The 12,607-nt window shown below is 71.5% G+C and carries 13 protein-coding genes; 5 read left to right on the top strand and 8 right to left on the bottom strand.

All coding sequences use genetic code 11. The features are described 5' to 3' along the window. Nucleotides 1-25: 25 nt before the first annotated feature. Complete coding sequence (locus H305_RS0115900) at nt 26-199, bottom strand: thiazolylpeptide-type bacteriocin (RefSeq protein WP_028801243.1); 174 nt, start codon at nt 197-199, stop codon at nt 26-28. 185 nt (nt 200-384) lie between these two features. Here H305_RS0115900 and H305_RS46090 point away from each other — a divergent pair, with 185 nt between their 5' ends. Then, a complete protein-coding gene (locus H305_RS46090) occupies nt 385-1,725 on the top strand; it encodes an amidohydrolase (protein WP_234020869.1) in 1,341 nt (446 codons plus the stop codon). 90 nt (nt 1,726-1,815) lie between these two features. Here the strand turns inward: H305_RS46090 and H305_RS0115910 are convergent, their stop codons facing one another. Next, nucleotides 1,816-4,455 carry an alpha-L-rhamnosidase C-terminal domain-containing protein gene (locus H305_RS0115910; RefSeq protein WP_028801244.1) on the bottom strand — a complete coding sequence of 880 codons (2,640 nt, stop codon included), beginning with the start codon at nt 4,453-4,455 and terminating at the stop codon, nt 1,816-1,818. 270 nt (nt 4,456-4,725) lie between these two features. On the opposite strand from H305_RS0115910, the gene H305_RS0115915 reads away from it, so the two are divergent. Then, the gene (locus tag H305_RS0115915) at nt 4,726-5,409 is read left to right on the top strand and encodes a UdgX family uracil-DNA binding protein (RefSeq protein ID WP_028801245.1); all 684 of its coding nucleotides are present in this window, start codon (nt 4,726-4,728) and stop codon (nt 5,407-5,409) included. A 142-nt stretch (nt 5,410-5,551) separates the two neighbouring features. Continuing rightward, nucleotides 5,552-6,067 carry a DUF6328 family protein gene (locus H305_RS46095; protein WP_037764151.1) on the top strand — a complete coding sequence of 172 codons (516 nt, stop codon included), beginning with the start codon at nt 5,552-5,554 and terminating at the stop codon, nt 6,065-6,067. Nucleotides 6,068-6,102: 35 nt separating this feature from the next. Here H305_RS46095 and H305_RS0115925 read toward each other — a convergent pair whose 3' ends face one another. Genes H305_RS0115925 through H305_RS0115930 form a run of 3 tightly spaced genes read right to left on the bottom strand, consistent with a single transcriptional unit; the run spans nt 6,103 to nt 7,962 of the window. Beyond that, entirely contained in the window at nt 6,103-7,101 is a 999-nt protein-coding gene (locus H305_RS0115925; RefSeq protein WP_028801246.1) for an iron-containing redox enzyme family protein, read from the bottom strand. After that, on the bottom strand, nt 7,098-7,307 hold the full coding sequence (locus H305_RS50665; protein ID WP_078629074.1) for a CDGSH iron-sulfur domain-containing protein: 210 nt from the start codon (nt 7,305-7,307) through the stop codon (nt 7,098-7,100). The genes H305_RS0115925 and H305_RS50665 overlap by 4 nt, the downstream gene beginning before the upstream one ends. Then, a complete protein-coding gene (locus H305_RS0115930; protein ID WP_028801247.1) occupies nt 7,291-7,962 on the bottom strand; it encodes a HemK2/MTQ2 family protein methyltransferase in 672 nt (223 codons plus the stop codon). The genes H305_RS50665 and H305_RS0115930 overlap by 17 nt, the downstream gene beginning before the upstream one ends. A gap of 318 nt (nt 7,963-8,280) precedes the next feature. Here H305_RS0115930 and H305_RS0115935 point away from each other — a divergent pair, with 318 nt between their 5' ends. Further along, a complete protein-coding gene (locus tag H305_RS0115935; protein WP_028801248.1) occupies nt 8,281-8,844 on the top strand; it encodes a hemerythrin domain-containing protein in 564 nt (187 codons plus the stop codon). Between the two features lie 97 nt (nt 8,845-8,941). Here H305_RS0115935 and H305_RS0115940 read toward each other — a convergent pair whose 3' ends face one another. Then, nucleotides 8,942-9,268 carry a hypothetical protein gene (locus H305_RS0115940; RefSeq protein ID WP_028801249.1) on the bottom strand — a complete coding sequence of 109 codons (327 nt, stop codon included), beginning with the start codon at nt 9,266-9,268 and terminating at the stop codon, nt 8,942-8,944. 500 nt (nt 9,269-9,768) lie between these two features. Here H305_RS0115940 and H305_RS0115945 point away from each other — a divergent pair, with 500 nt between their 5' ends. Next, nucleotides 9,769-10,116 carry a DUF6479 family protein gene (locus H305_RS0115945; RefSeq protein WP_051370679.1) on the top strand — a complete coding sequence of 116 codons (348 nt, stop codon included), beginning with the start codon at nt 9,769-9,771 and terminating at the stop codon, nt 10,114-10,116. 148 nt (nt 10,117-10,264) lie between these two features. On the opposite strand, the gene H305_RS0115950 is transcribed toward H305_RS0115945, so the two are convergent. Beyond that, a complete protein-coding gene (locus H305_RS0115950; protein WP_028801251.1) occupies nt 10,265-11,917 on the bottom strand; it encodes a phytoene desaturase family protein in 1,653 nt (550 codons plus the stop codon). Continuing rightward, nucleotides 11,910-12,479 carry an SRPBCC family protein gene (locus H305_RS46100; RefSeq protein ID WP_107440039.1) on the bottom strand — a complete coding sequence of 190 codons (570 nt, stop codon included), beginning with the start codon at nt 12,477-12,479 and terminating at the stop codon, nt 11,910-11,912. Before H305_RS46100 ends, H305_RS0115950 begins: the two co-directional genes overlap by 8 nt. Between the last annotated feature and the right edge of the window lie 128 nt (nt 12,480-12,607).

Consider the following 12,607-nt stretch of genomic DNA (forward strand, 5'->3'; position numbering starts at 1 on the left):
GGGCCTTCGATACCGACGACGGATGTCAGGCGGTGCAGGAGGTGGTGCTGGTGGTGCTGGAACACGTGCTGGTCGACGAACAGCTCGTGGACGAGCCGAGCATGACCTCACTGGCGTCCGAGTAGTCGGTGATCTCGAAGGTCTCCGACTCCAGGTCCAGGATCTCCTGGGCGAGAGAGGCAAGGGGGCTGTCGGCCATGACGACTCCTTCTGGTCCGAGGACATGAACCCGGACGGGACAGCACAGTCCCGTCGGGTGGTGCGTGTGCTGAACCTGCCGAAGTGTTCCGGGACTTCGGCACCACCCTTTCTACGCGGTGCCTCCGTCACCGCTCTTGCCGTCCGCTGTCACCTCACTGACACCCGCCCCCAGGAGTCCCGCCCTTGAGCACCCGTAGCCGCAGACCGGGCACCACCACGCGCCACGATGGGCCCGCTCCCGCCCTGCCCGGCCTGGACGCCCTGTCGGTGCCCACCGCCGGGCTGTATCTGGACCTGCACCGCCATCCCGAGCTCTCCGGCGACGAACGCCGTACCGCCGCCCGGTTCGCCGACTGGCTCGACGCCGACGGTTTCCGTGTGCTGCGTGGGATCGGCGGTCACGGCGTGGCCGCCGAACTCCGCAACGGCGACGGCCCCGCCGTCCTCCTGCGCGCCGAACTCGACGCCCTGCCGGTGGCCGAGGACACCGGCGCGCCCTACGCCAGCACGGCCACGGCTCCGGGGCCGGACGGACGGCCCGTGCCGGTGATGCACGCCTGTGGTCACGACGCCCATCTGGCCTGCGCGGCGGCGGCCGCCCGGTGGCTCGCCGCCCGTCGCGAACAGTGGCGCGGCACGCTCCTCGTCGTGGGCCAGCCCGCCGAGGAGACCCTCAGCGGTGCTCGCGCCATGCTGGAGGACGGTCTGTACGAGCGGATCACCCCGCCGGACGACGTCCTCGCGCAGCACACGGCGCCGTTCCCCGCGGGGATGGTGGCGCACGCGGACGGGCCGGTGATGGCCGGCAGCGTCCTCCTGGAGGTGCGCTTCGAAGGCGAAGGGGGCCATGCCGCCACGCCTCATCTGACCGCCGACCCGCTGTTGGCAGCCGCCGGAGCCGTGGTGCGGCTCTCCGCCGTCGCGGCCCGCGAGTCCGATCCGGCCGAGCGGCTCGTCGTCACCGCGTCCTCCCTGCGGGCCGGCGACACGGGCGGCACCGGGAACGTGATCGCCTCGACAGCGGTGCTCCATGTCACCGTCCGCGCCTTCTCCGAGCCCGCTCTCGATCGCGTCGTCGCCGCCGTGGAGCGCGTCGTCCGTGCCGAGGCCGCTGCCGCCGCACGCCCGCCCCGCGTGACCGTGACGGCCCTGTCCCGTTCCGGTGTCACTCTCGCCGACCCGGGGGTCACCACCGCCGTCCGTACCGCCCACCGGAGGCAGTTCGGTGCCGCCCGTGTCACGGGGTGGCCGGGCGCCACGGCCACCGAGGACTTCCCGCTCCTCACCGGTGCGGGCGCCGCTCTGCACGGCCGGCCCGGCATACGCGGGGGTTACTGGATGCTCGGCGCGACCGGTCCCGCCCAGTGGGCGGCGGCGCCCGGCAGCGGGGCCGCCGAGAAGCTCCGCGTCCTGCCCCCCAACCACTCGCCCCGTTACCTGCCCAGTGTCCGCCTCACCCTGGAGACCGGCACGGCCGCCCTGGTGACGGCGGCCTTGGCCCGGCTGGGGACGGCCGAGGGGTGAAGGGTGCGGGCGGGCACGCCTGGACCCCCGCCCGCACCCCGCTTTCACACAGGGCCGTGTCCGGGCCTGCCGGTCACGCAGGCGCGTGCCTCAGGCAAGTCGCTCGCAGAGGAGACCGTGGCTGCCGGGCCCCAGGTTCGACACGGTGACGGTCCCGTCGGCCACGGTCACGTCACGGGTGGCCGCGCGCCTGCCGTCCCAGAGCGTCCGGCTGCCCGCACGCACGCGCAGTCGCCGCGCGTCACCGGGGACGGCGACCGAGCCCCGAGTGCCGTCCGGGACGTGGACGGTGAGCCGGAACTCACGGGCGCCGTTCTCCCATTCGACGCACAACGGGCCGTGCGGTGTGGGCAGTCGGCCCGTCGCCCAGTCGACGTCGCCGGGTTGCGGAGCCACCTCCCAGGTGGCGTACCCGGGTGAGGTCGGCCGGGCACCCAGCAGATGGTGGGTCAGTGCCGGCAGCACACCGGTGGACCAGCCGTGCGCCATGCTCGTGTAGGCGTCCTCGTACAGGGATCCGTCGGGGCCGATGCCCTCCCAGTGGGTGATGCCGGGGTCGTGCCGGTCCATCCATCCGTAGGTGCGCCGGATCTGGTCGAGCGCCGACGCGGCCCTGCCCGTCAGGAAGCGGGCCTGGATCTCCGGGTAGGACGTGAAGGCGTAGACCCGCTGGGAGGCCTGGTCGAAGAGGGTGTCGTTGTCCATGAAGGCGTTGCCGTACGCCCGCTTCGTCGTCTTGTCGAGGTGCGCGAGCGCCGATGCCGCACGGTCCGGGCCGGCGATGTCGGTGACGACGGCGAGGGCGTTGCCGTCCTGGGCGTGGCGCACGGGGCCGGTCGCGGAATCCAGGTAGGCGCCGGCCTCGGCGTCCCACAGCAGCGAGTTGACGGCCTGGGCGACCTTGTCCGCCCTGGCCTGCCAGCGCGTGGCGTCGGCGTCACGGCCCAGCAGGCGGGCGAGCCGGGCTCCGTCGCGCAGGGCCTGGACGTACAGGGCGTTGTAGTAGGTGACCCGTCCCGTACGGCCCAGGAACGCGTAGTCGCCGTATCCGCCGGTGCCGTTGAGGCCCTTGCTGAGCAGCCCCGCGTCGTCGGTGACACTGGGGTACCAGGTGTCGAGCACCTTGACCAGATGGGGGTGGTACCGGGCGGCGTAGGCGCGGTCGCCGGTGTACAGGACGTAGTCCCAGCTGCAGGTGACCCAGTAGAGCGGATAGTCGAAGAGAGGCAGCGTGTAGCCCGAGATGGAGGCGGGCGGGATCCAGCCGTCGGCGCGCTGGTGCTCCGCCAGGTCGGCCAGCACGTTGCGGGACGCCTCGGCCGCGTCGTCGTGCGTCAGGTACAGGGTGCGCGCGGAGACGGCGAGGTCGCCGACGTACGGGTCCCGGTCGCGCTTGGCTCCGTCGTGCAGGACCAACTTCCCTTCCAGGGAGGCGGACCACGCGCCGCGGGGATCCACGTCGTCCTGACGGAAGGTGTCGGTGACGATCTCGTTGGTGTACGAGGCGCCGTACCAGTAGCGGTTCAACTCGTCGTCGGAGCACAGGAACCAGCCCCGGTAGGTGCCCGGCGTGCCGAGATAGCCGGTGAACTGCAGGGCGACGGAGTCGATTTCCACCTCTCCCCAGGGCTGGGCGGCGGGCGCGTCCGAGGCCAGGGCGTCCAGTGTGATCTTGACGTAGCGGAATCCGTGCAGTCCGTCGGCGAACACCTTGTCGCCCGACTGGAAGCCCTTGTGGTCGGTCCAGTCGGCACCGCGCGCCGGCACGGCGAACTGGTCGGTGCCCTGCCCGGCGCCGCCCGCCTGGTCGGAACGGGTGAAGTCCGAGCGGCTCGTGAGGAATTGGCGGGTCTCGGAGAACGCGAGACGGACGCCCGGGGCGTTGTCCGAGGCGGAGGTGAACCGGATCTGGGGGTATCCGACGACGACCTTGCCGAAGTCCACGGTGACGCTGGGCGCGGGTATGGGCTCGACCGGAGCGGGCCACACTTCGTTGACGCGCGTGAAGGCACCGTGCGGGGTGTCCTGCACGCCGGTCACGGTGACGCGTACGCGATCGGTGGTGATGTCTTCCGGGAAGGCGACCGCCCTCTGGATGACATCGTTGTCGGAGACCGTGGCGGCCGTGGTCCACACACCGTCACGCCACACGTCGACGGTGAAGTCGGTCGGTACGCCGTCACCGTTGGAGACGACCGTGACGCCGGGCAGTCGCGCGGCCTGTGGCAGGGTGACGGTGAGGACGTCGGGGAACGCCCCCTGCGTGTCGTCGTTCCAGAAGGTGTCCGGGTCGCCGTCGATGGCGTTGGCGGCGTCATAGGTGCGCGGGCGCCCGTCGTTGCCGTTGTTGCCGGCATGCGTCGACGAGGCCTCGGCCGTGGTGCCGTCGGGCCAGCGGGGCGCCGCCTCGGGCCGCGGGCGCCGCAGGAGCGTTCTGGCACCGCCGGGCTCGAGCAGCGCGTCGGGACGCTGCACGTCCCCGCTCGCCTCGACGACACGCATGGGGCGGACCGTGCGCGAGGAGGGCGCCTGGACGTAGCGGTGCCACCCGTTGGTGCGACGCGCCGGGACGCCGGTGGTGGCGGCGCCCGCCTCCCGGTCCGCGGGTGCGGCCGCCGCGGGGAGTCCGGCGGAGAGGGACACCGCCGAGAGCCCGAGGGTGCCTGCCGTGGCGACGACGGTTCGCCTGGGAATGCCGATGCCCTTGTCCGGTGTGTCGCTCGACGTCATGGTGCCTCCCTGGGCAACAGTGGATTGAATCGTTTCAAGTCGCGACGGCGAGGAGAAGTTATCCCGAACACCCGCGGCCCGTACAGGGTTCGGACAGGAGTATTCGCACCGCTGGCCGCAGCGCCCGGAACGGATGGCTGCCGTGTTTTCGTGGCCCACGGAGGCCCGCTCGGCGCCGAATTGCGCCACCCGTGGCCGGGCCGCAGGGTGGCCTGAGGTGACAGGCGGCCGGGCATCAGCCGGCCCGGCGACGGCGGGAGCTGACGAGTCGTGGGCACTGGGTCCGACGAACAGGGGCGAGGCTACGACGCCACCCCGTACCTGCCGAACCGCCGGGCCGGACTCCCGGGGCTTCGGAAAGCTGCCGCCGACTGTCGTGGATGCCCGCTGTACGAGGAAGCGACCCAGACCGTGTTCGGCGAGGGGAAGGCCTCGGCACGGGTCTTCCTGCTCGGAGAGCAGCCGGGCGACCAGGAGGACCGGCAGGGCAGACCGTTCGTCGGTCCTGCCGGCAGGGTCCTGGCGCGCGCGCTGGGGGACGTGGGCATCGACCCCGACGACACATACGTCACCAACGCGGTGAAGCATTTCAAGTTCACCGTCCCGGAAGGGCGCAAGCGCCGCATCCACAAGGCGCCGACCCTGCGGGAGATGACCTCCTGCCGCCCGTGGCTCATCGCCGAGCTGCGCGTCGTGTCACCCCAGGTGGTCGTCGCGCTCGGCGGCACCGCGGGGAAGGCGCTGCTGGGTTCTTCGTTCCGCGTGTCCGAACGGCGCGGCGCCCTGTTGCCCTGGCCGGATCTCGGCGTCGAGGGCGAGCACGACACCGCCGCAAAGACCGTTCGCGGTCTGGTGGCGACCATTCATCCCTCCGCCGTCCTGCGGGCCGACGATCGCGACGCCCTGTACGCCGGGCTCGTCTCGGACCTGCGGGTGGCGGCGGACGCGCTGTAGAAGACCGGGGCGTGCGGGCCTGCGGAGCACGCACGAGGACCACGTTCGCGTGAGGGGACGACGCTGCCGGGTACACCTGTCACAGATGGCTTCGTGGCGCCGACCGGCGCAGGATCGCGCGCCCGGAAAGGAAAGCGTTTCGATGGAGCGCGGCAGCCAGGCGGACGTGACCGGACGCGACGAAACCCCCGCGGAGCGCGCCGACCGTATGTGGAACGACCTCCTCCAGGAGATCCGGGTCGCCCAGACCGGAGTCCAGATCCTCTTCGGATTCCTGCTCACGGTGGTGTTCCAGCCGACTTTCCGGCAGCTTTCGGATGCCGATCGGACGCTCTACGTGGTCATCATCGTCCTGGGCGCAACCGCCACCGGCGCGCTGGTGGCACCGGTGTCGATCCACCGCATCGTCTCCGGCCGCTTCATCAAGCCCCGGGCCGTCGTGTGGGCCTCCCGGCTGACCGAGCTGGGGCTCCTTCTGCTGCTGGTCACCATGGCTGCGTCGGTTCTGCTCGTGCTGCGCGTCGCCACGCAGGACGACAGCCACGTCCCGTGGATCGTGGTCGGCGTCGCGGCGCTGTACGTCCTGTGGTGGATCGTCATCCCCATCGTCTGCCGCATCCGGCGGGACTCGCCGGGCCGCGACGAACCGAAGGGCTGAGGCGAGTCGAACGCCGCTCCCTCCTCGCCACAGGATCAGCCGGCCGCCGCGAGCGGGCGCCGCAACGCACTGCGGTGCTGTTGCCAGGCGGACAGCAGCCCCGCCGCGAGCCGGTCCTCCAGGAAGCCGGTGACCTGCACGCCGAAAGCGACGTCGGAATCGAGTTCCGGTTCGCTTTCGAGCAGGCCACCGACGACGTCGCGGCGTACCACTTGTTCGTGCACGGCATCCGCCTCCACGTGCTCGTCGTAGAACCGCTGCGCGGCGGCTCCCGCCCCGACCCGGCGCATGGCCTCGGCCAGCCGCCGGGAGCCCGGCGAGGAGGTGACCTCGACGGCGGCGAAGTGCCCGACCAGGGCTCCACGCAAGGCGCGGTGCAGTCCGAGCAGGGACATCAGATTGACGGTGGCGAGCGCTTCGGCGGGCGCCGCGTCGACGTAGTAGCCGTATTCGGTGTGCAGTCCCAGGTCGGCCATCAGATCCGCGTAGAGCCTGGCGTGGATCTCGTCCTCACGGCCGGCTCCGAACTCGTCGAATTCGACGGCGACCATCGCGGCCTTGGCCCGGCCGTACAGACGGGGGATGACCCACGCGTGCGGATCGGCCTCCTTGAGGTGGTACAGCGACCGGAGCGCCGCGTATTCCTGGATCTGCCACAGCTCGCCGTCGCGCTGGAGGTGGTGGCTGACACTGGTGTCGTCGTGTCCGACGGGTTCGAGCAGGATGGCTTCCAGCGCCTCGGCGGCGCTCAGGTCGGCAGGTACGTCCCGCCGCAGGGCCTGTGCGAAGCGGGTCTCCAACGAGCGGCGCAGAGCGAGCAGCCCGGGGTCCCACTCCCGTTCGTCGGCCGCCTCGACGAACCCCCGGTAGTGGAGCTCGTACAGCATGTACAGAGCGAGCTGGAGATCGTCGCCGTAGGGGTCGGCCTCTTCTCCGGCGCAGGGCGAGACGGCAAGGGGCGTCGCGTAGCGCAGGGTCGAGGCGAGGGACTCGGACACATCACCTCGCGGCACGGGGAGAGAGGGGCCGGTCATGCCGCGTCTCCCCCGGTCCGCCGTCGGTGGCTGGTGTCGCACCAGGGATACGTACGGCTGCGCCGGCACGTGCAGATCGCTGCCTCGAAGCGCCGTGAGGTGACCGTGGTGCCGTCTTCGAGAACCACTTCGACCGGGCCCTCGACGAGCAGCGGTCCGGTGCGGTTCGCCCGGATGCGGCGCGGTCGCTCAGGTGTTCTGGGCACGGATGACCACCAGCTCTTCCCTGTCGGGGTTCTCCTCGCTCAGCAGGCCCTGCCGGCTCAGCCATGACCGGCGCGCACTCAGGACGGGGCCGAAGGGAACGACGGCACGGTCGCTGACCGAGGCGTCGAGTCCGGCGCCCGCGAGCCGCTCCAGTGTCCGCCGGGTCCCGCAGAGCGCGGAGTGCACGATGAGCAGGACACCACTGGGCCGCAGGGCGGCAGGCGCTTCGTCGCAGAGACGGTCCACCACCGCGCGGCCGTCGAGTCCGGCGTCCCAGGCGCGCGCGGGGCCCCTGCTGGGCAGCCGTGGGGTGGGCGCGGGCACGTAGGGTGGATTGCTCACCACGAGGTCGTACGCCCGGCCCGCCACGGCGGCGGTCAGGTCGCCGCGGCGGACGGTGACGCGCCGACGGGCGAGCAGAGCGTTCAGGCGGGTGGTGAGCACGGAGCGCCAGTCGATGTCGACCGCTGTGACCCGTGCTCCCAGGCAGGCGGCCTTCAGGGCCAGGACACCGCTCCCTGTTCCCAGGTCGAGCACGTCCGTGCGGGCGCTGATCTCCTCCCTCAGCAAGGCTCGGGCCAGCAACTCCGTGTCCTGCTGAGGCGCGTACACACCCGGAGGTGTCATGAGCAGGCCGCCGCTGAGCGTACCCATGTGCCACTTCCCGTCGATGTATCGGTTTACTGAGGAACTTCCCTTTTGGGAGCCCATGATTGTGGGTCCCCCGTGGCAGGAGGTTCACACGTGAACCCTGGGACGGGATTCGGCTCGGAAGACACGCCGAGGTGTGACCGGATCCGGCTCGGAAGGCACGTCGAGTCGCGACCGGCCTGGCCGCCTGCACGCCATCCGGCGCAGCCGTCTCGCCGACCTTCTGGAGCGTGCCCCACATCGTCGTGTCAAACAGAGGCCGACGGGCACCCGGACGCACGACACACCGATCACAAAGTCACTCCACTGGAGGTGAAGGACATGGGCCATGGCGGAAACGTCCTGGACGAACTCATGACCGACCATCGTGAGGTCGAGGAGTTCTTCGGACGCATCGAGGCCTGTCCCAAGGGCGAGAAGGACCGCAAGATCTACGCCGACCAGGCGACGATGGAGCTCGTGCGGCACTCGGTCGCCGAGGAGGCCTACCTCTATCCGGCCGTGCGCGAGCATCTGGCGCACGGTGACGAACTGGCCGACAAGGAGACCGAGGAGCACTCCGAGGCCGAGCAGATCATGAAGGACCTGGAGAGGCACGACGCGGACGATCCGGAATTCGACCGGCTCATCGACGCGTTGATGAGCGAGATCCGCGCCCACATAGCCGAGGAGGAAGAGATTCTCTTCCCCATGCTGCGCAGTGCCTGCTCTCCGGAGACTCTGAACGAGCTCGGCGACAAGGTCCGTCAGGCCAAGAAGATGGCGCCGACCCGCCCCCACCCGTCCGCTCCGGACACTCCCCCGGCCAACAAGATCGTCGCTCCGGGCATCGGACTGGTCGACCGGTTGCGCGACACGCTGACGGGCCGCGGCAAGCACGACTGACCGAGCGCGACCGACAGCGAGTGTCGACGCGCCTCCCACGCTTCGCCCCGTGGCAGGGGCGCGTCGACCTGCTCGGCCCGCTGCCGCAGACTCCGCGTCAGCGCCCGAGGGCGTTCTTCAGCTGCTGCTTGCTCATCGAGGACCGGCCGTGGACGTCGCGCTTCCTGGCCTCCTCGTACAGCTGGTCCTTGGTCGGCCCCTGTGCCCCGGAGTGTGAGCGCTGTCCACCGCGCTCCGGTGCGGACTTGGGGTCCTGGGTGGACGTCCTGCTCGCCGTCTTCGACTCGCCGGCCCGTGCCCGCTCCTTGTTCACCGTGCGTGCCGCGATCTCCTTGGCCCGGCTGGTCGACTCGCCGCGTTCCTCCGCGCTCTCCTTGATGTGCTCGTACTGCCGCTCACGCTTCTTGCTCGATCCTGCCGGCATGGTGCGCCGCCTTCCTTGAGGTGGTCGAGTGGTTCCGGACAACCCGTCGGGTACCCCACAGAACCCGCGAGCCACGGCCTGCACGGCCGACACGGGACCAGTCACACGCCCGGCGCTTGCTGCGTGCTTCAGGAAGCGCGCGCTCTGCGCCCTGTGCCGGGAGCGAGCGCGTGGATGAGTTCGTCACGGTTCATGGAGGACCGGCCCGGTACGCCGGCATCGGCGGCCCGCTCGTACGGCTCCGCCTTGGTGAGGTCGCGCAGCGCCGCGGTCGTGGCGGCCCGCCCGCCGGCGGACTTCCTGCCTCCGGAAGCCGCTCTCGTCCTGCGCCGTGCCGGACGACCGGCCCTGCGCCACCGCCGTCACCTCCGCCCACAACCATCGGACCCCGGTGCGGCACTGATCGCATCCGGAACCTTCGACGCGGGCGCCCGCCTCGGCGCCGACGTCTCGCGCCCGGGTGGAGAAGGCCGAACAGCGGGTACCCGGGAACGATGTACATGATCTCCACGGAAACAACGGCGTCGGCGACCACGGCCGGCGCCCTCGCCGTGCTCGTCGGTGGCCTGATCGTCGTCGGCGCGCTGATCTGGGCCGTACGGTTCGGGATCAAGGTGCGCCGCAGTGAATCCGCGGTGCCCCGACGGGGGCAGCATCCGACGCTGCCGGAGTCCGGGCCCGTCCACGAATCCAGGGAAATGCGCGAGGCGAACGAAGTGCCGCGCGCGCACGGCGAGGGCGGGCGGCTCACTCCGCACGAGCTCAGGCACTCCGCGAGCCGGCGAAGCGACGACCAGAGCCGCCCCCGTTGGGATTCAGGATCCGGCGAAGGCCCGTCCGACTCGTGACCTCCGTCCGATCGTGACCAACGGGGCCCGTCGAGGAGCACGCCGGGGCATGTCTAGGGGCATGCAGCCGGGGCCCGTCGAGGAGCCTGCCAGGGCCTGTCGGCACTTGGTTCCCGCCGGGAGACGGTGGAGCCCGGTACTGCCCGGGTCAGCGACCGCTCTCGCGCCTTTCGACCGCCGGTGCACCGATGCGACGCCCCCTCCGGTCCCGGCGCGCGAGCAGGCGCTCGGCGACCGCCGGTGCCGGGGGCAGACGACGGAGTGCGGCACGGGCGGCGTTGGAGCCCGGCGCCCCGTGGACCCCGCCGCCCGGATGGGCCGCGGCGGAGGCCAGGTAGAGATGCGCCACCGGGGTCTCCGAGCGGCCCGTCCCGGGGACCGGCCGGAAGACGAGTTGCTGGTGCATCGACGCGGTGCCGCCGTTGATGGCGCCCGCGTGCAGATTGCTGTCGAGCGACTCGAGGGTGGGGGGTGCCAGGATGCGCCTCGCCCTGATGAGGCGCTGGAAGCCGGGTGCGAAGCGTTCGACGTGGCGCTCGACACGGTCGGCCATGAGTTCCTGCTCCTTCGTGTCCCAGGTGCCGGACAGCCCTTCGTCCGCCGCGTCCCCTCGGATCCTGACGGGGAGATGGGTGTACGCCCAGGCCGATTCCGTGCCCCGCGGTGAACGGGAGGCGTCCGCGCTGGTCATCTGGCCGAACAGGGCGAAGGGGCGGTCCGGGACCTGGCCCATGGCGATCTGTGCGGCGAACCGGGTGAGTTCGTCGATGCCGTCGGCCAGATGGACGGTGCCGGCCCTTGCGGCGCCCTCGGCCTGCCAGGGAACGGGACCGTCCAGGGCCCAGTCCACCTTGAAGGTCGAATAGTCCCACTGGAACCGCTTCAGGTCGTCCAGCAGTTGCGCGGGCAGATGGTCCGCCGCGACCAGGCCGCCGTAGAGCGCGGGTGCGGAGACGTCCGCGAGCACCGCGCGCCGTGCGGCGATCGTCTCCCCGTCGGCGACGCACACCCCGACCGCCCGCCCGTCGCGGACCACGATCCGCTCCACACGCCGCCCGCACTGCACCGTTCCGCCTCCGGCCCTCAGCCTGTGGACGAGGGACGCCGTCAGGGCACCGGAGCCCCCGACCGGTACGGGGAAGCCGTGGGCCTGCCCCAGCATCGACATGAGCCAGCCGAAGCCGCCGCCGCCCGCCGCTTCCGGTCCCAGGTCGGCGTGCAGGGCGTTCCCGGCGAGCAGGAGACGGCCCCCGTCGCCCTGGAACTCCTCCTCGCCCAAGCGGCGCACGGGCAGCAGCATGGTGCGGGCCAGGCGCAGTGCTCCCCCGGCCCGCAGCCGCCACGCCAGCCTGGCCGTGGCCCTGACCGGGGCGAACGGCGTGAAGAGGGCTTCGAGCAGGCTGGGGCCGAAGTCCTCCCACATGCCGTACAGGCGGCGCCAGGCCGCTCCGTCACCTGGCGCGAAGGCCTCGAGGGACTCAGCGGTGATGTCCAGGTCCCGGTCCAGGACCGCGCATGTGCCGTCGGTCAGGGGATGGGCGACCACGTGGGGCGCGTGGGTCCACCGCAGGCCGTGTTTCTCCAGGTGCAACCGGGACACGACCGGCGACGCCGCGGCCAGGGGGTAGAACGAGCTGAAGAGGTCGTGGACGAAGGCGGGGTCCACGCCGTTGTCGGAGCGCACCGCGCCGCCGGGCTCGGGCTGTTCCTCCAGCACCAGCACGCTCCAGCCCGCGTCGGCCAGGAGATTTCCGGCCACCAGGCCGTTCGGCCCGGCTCCGATCACGACGGCGTCAGGCACGGCCGTCTCCTCTCGCGGGGCGGCCGCCGGCCCCGTACGGTGCCGTGCCGTACTCCGGCGGTCCCCCACGCGGGTCGGCCGCGAAGCCGGATTCGGCTTCCCCGGATCGGGACGGAGCTCTCCCGGAGTCGTACTCGGCTTCGCAGACCCTGGCCAGCCGGGCGAGCATGGCGCGATGGCGGATCTGGATCAGGGCTTCGACGCCCATGTTGTGCAGCGCGCCGCCCGCTCCCTGGAGGGGGTGCTCGTCCACGATCACGAGGCAGTGGCCGCCCCAGCTGCGCAGTTCCACAAAGATCCGTGCCGTGCCGAGGAATCCGGCCTTCGCCTCCAGTTCGAGGACCGATCCCTCCTTGCAGCGCCGTACGACCGTCTCGTTGCCGACACGGACGGGGCCGAGCCGTATTTCGTAGCCGAGGGCCGAATCCACGTGCGGCCACTGGCCCCGTGTCTCGTGTGACTCCGCCGTACCCACCACCCAGTCCGCGTAGCGGCCGGCGTCCGACAGCACGGCCCAGACGGTCTCCGGAGCGGTCTTGATCAGCCGATGGCGCACAGCCATGGGTGCCTCCTGGTTCCTGGCTGCCCCCCAGGGCACGAGTCCCCCGCCCGGCCCGGGTCAACCGGCCGGACGTGCTCGAGTGGAGCGCCACCCCCAAGGCTGGACACACTGGTGAAGGAGCCCACGCC

Source organism: Streptomyces sp. 142MFCol3.1 (assembly GCF_000424945.1).
Classification (GTDB): Bacteria; Actinomycetota; Actinomycetes; order Streptomycetales; family Streptomycetaceae; genus Streptomyces; species Streptomyces siamensis.

What these genes read in the sequence shown, in the direction of transcription:
- H305_RS0115935 (WP_028801248.1), top strand. Translation starts at nt 8,281, where the DNA reads ATGGGCCATGGCGGAAACGTCCTGGACGAACTCATGACCGACCATCGT.
- H305_RS46100 (WP_107440039.1), bottom strand. Translation starts at nt 12,479, where the DNA reads ATGGCTGTGCGCCATCGGCTGATCAAGACCGCTCCGGAGACCGTCTGG.
- H305_RS0115930 (WP_028801247.1), bottom strand. Translation starts at nt 7,962, where the DNA reads ATGGGTACGCTCAGCGGCGGCCTGCTCATGACACCTCCGGGTGTGTAC.
- H305_RS0115945 (WP_051370679.1), top strand. Translation starts at nt 9,769, where the DNA reads ATGATCTCCACGGAAACAACGGCGTCGGCGACCACGGCCGGCGCCCTC.
- H305_RS0115900 (WP_028801243.1), bottom strand. Translation starts at nt 199, where the DNA reads ATGGCCGACAGCCCCCTTGCCTCTCTCGCCCAGGAGATCCTGGACCTG.
- H305_RS0115940 (WP_028801249.1), bottom strand. Translation starts at nt 9,268, where the DNA reads ATGCCGGCAGGATCGAGCAAGAAGCGTGAGCGGCAGTACGAGCACATC.
- H305_RS0115925 (WP_028801246.1), bottom strand. Translation starts at nt 7,101, where the DNA reads ATGACCGGCCCCTCTCTCCCCGTGCCGCGAGGTGATGTGTCCGAGTCC.
- H305_RS0115910 (WP_028801244.1), bottom strand. Translation starts at nt 4,455, where the DNA reads ATGACGTCGAGCGACACACCGGACAAGGGCATCGGCATTCCCAGGCGA.
- H305_RS46095 (WP_037764151.1), top strand. Translation starts at nt 5,552, where the DNA reads ATGGAGCGCGGCAGCCAGGCGGACGTGACCGGACGCGACGAAACCCCC.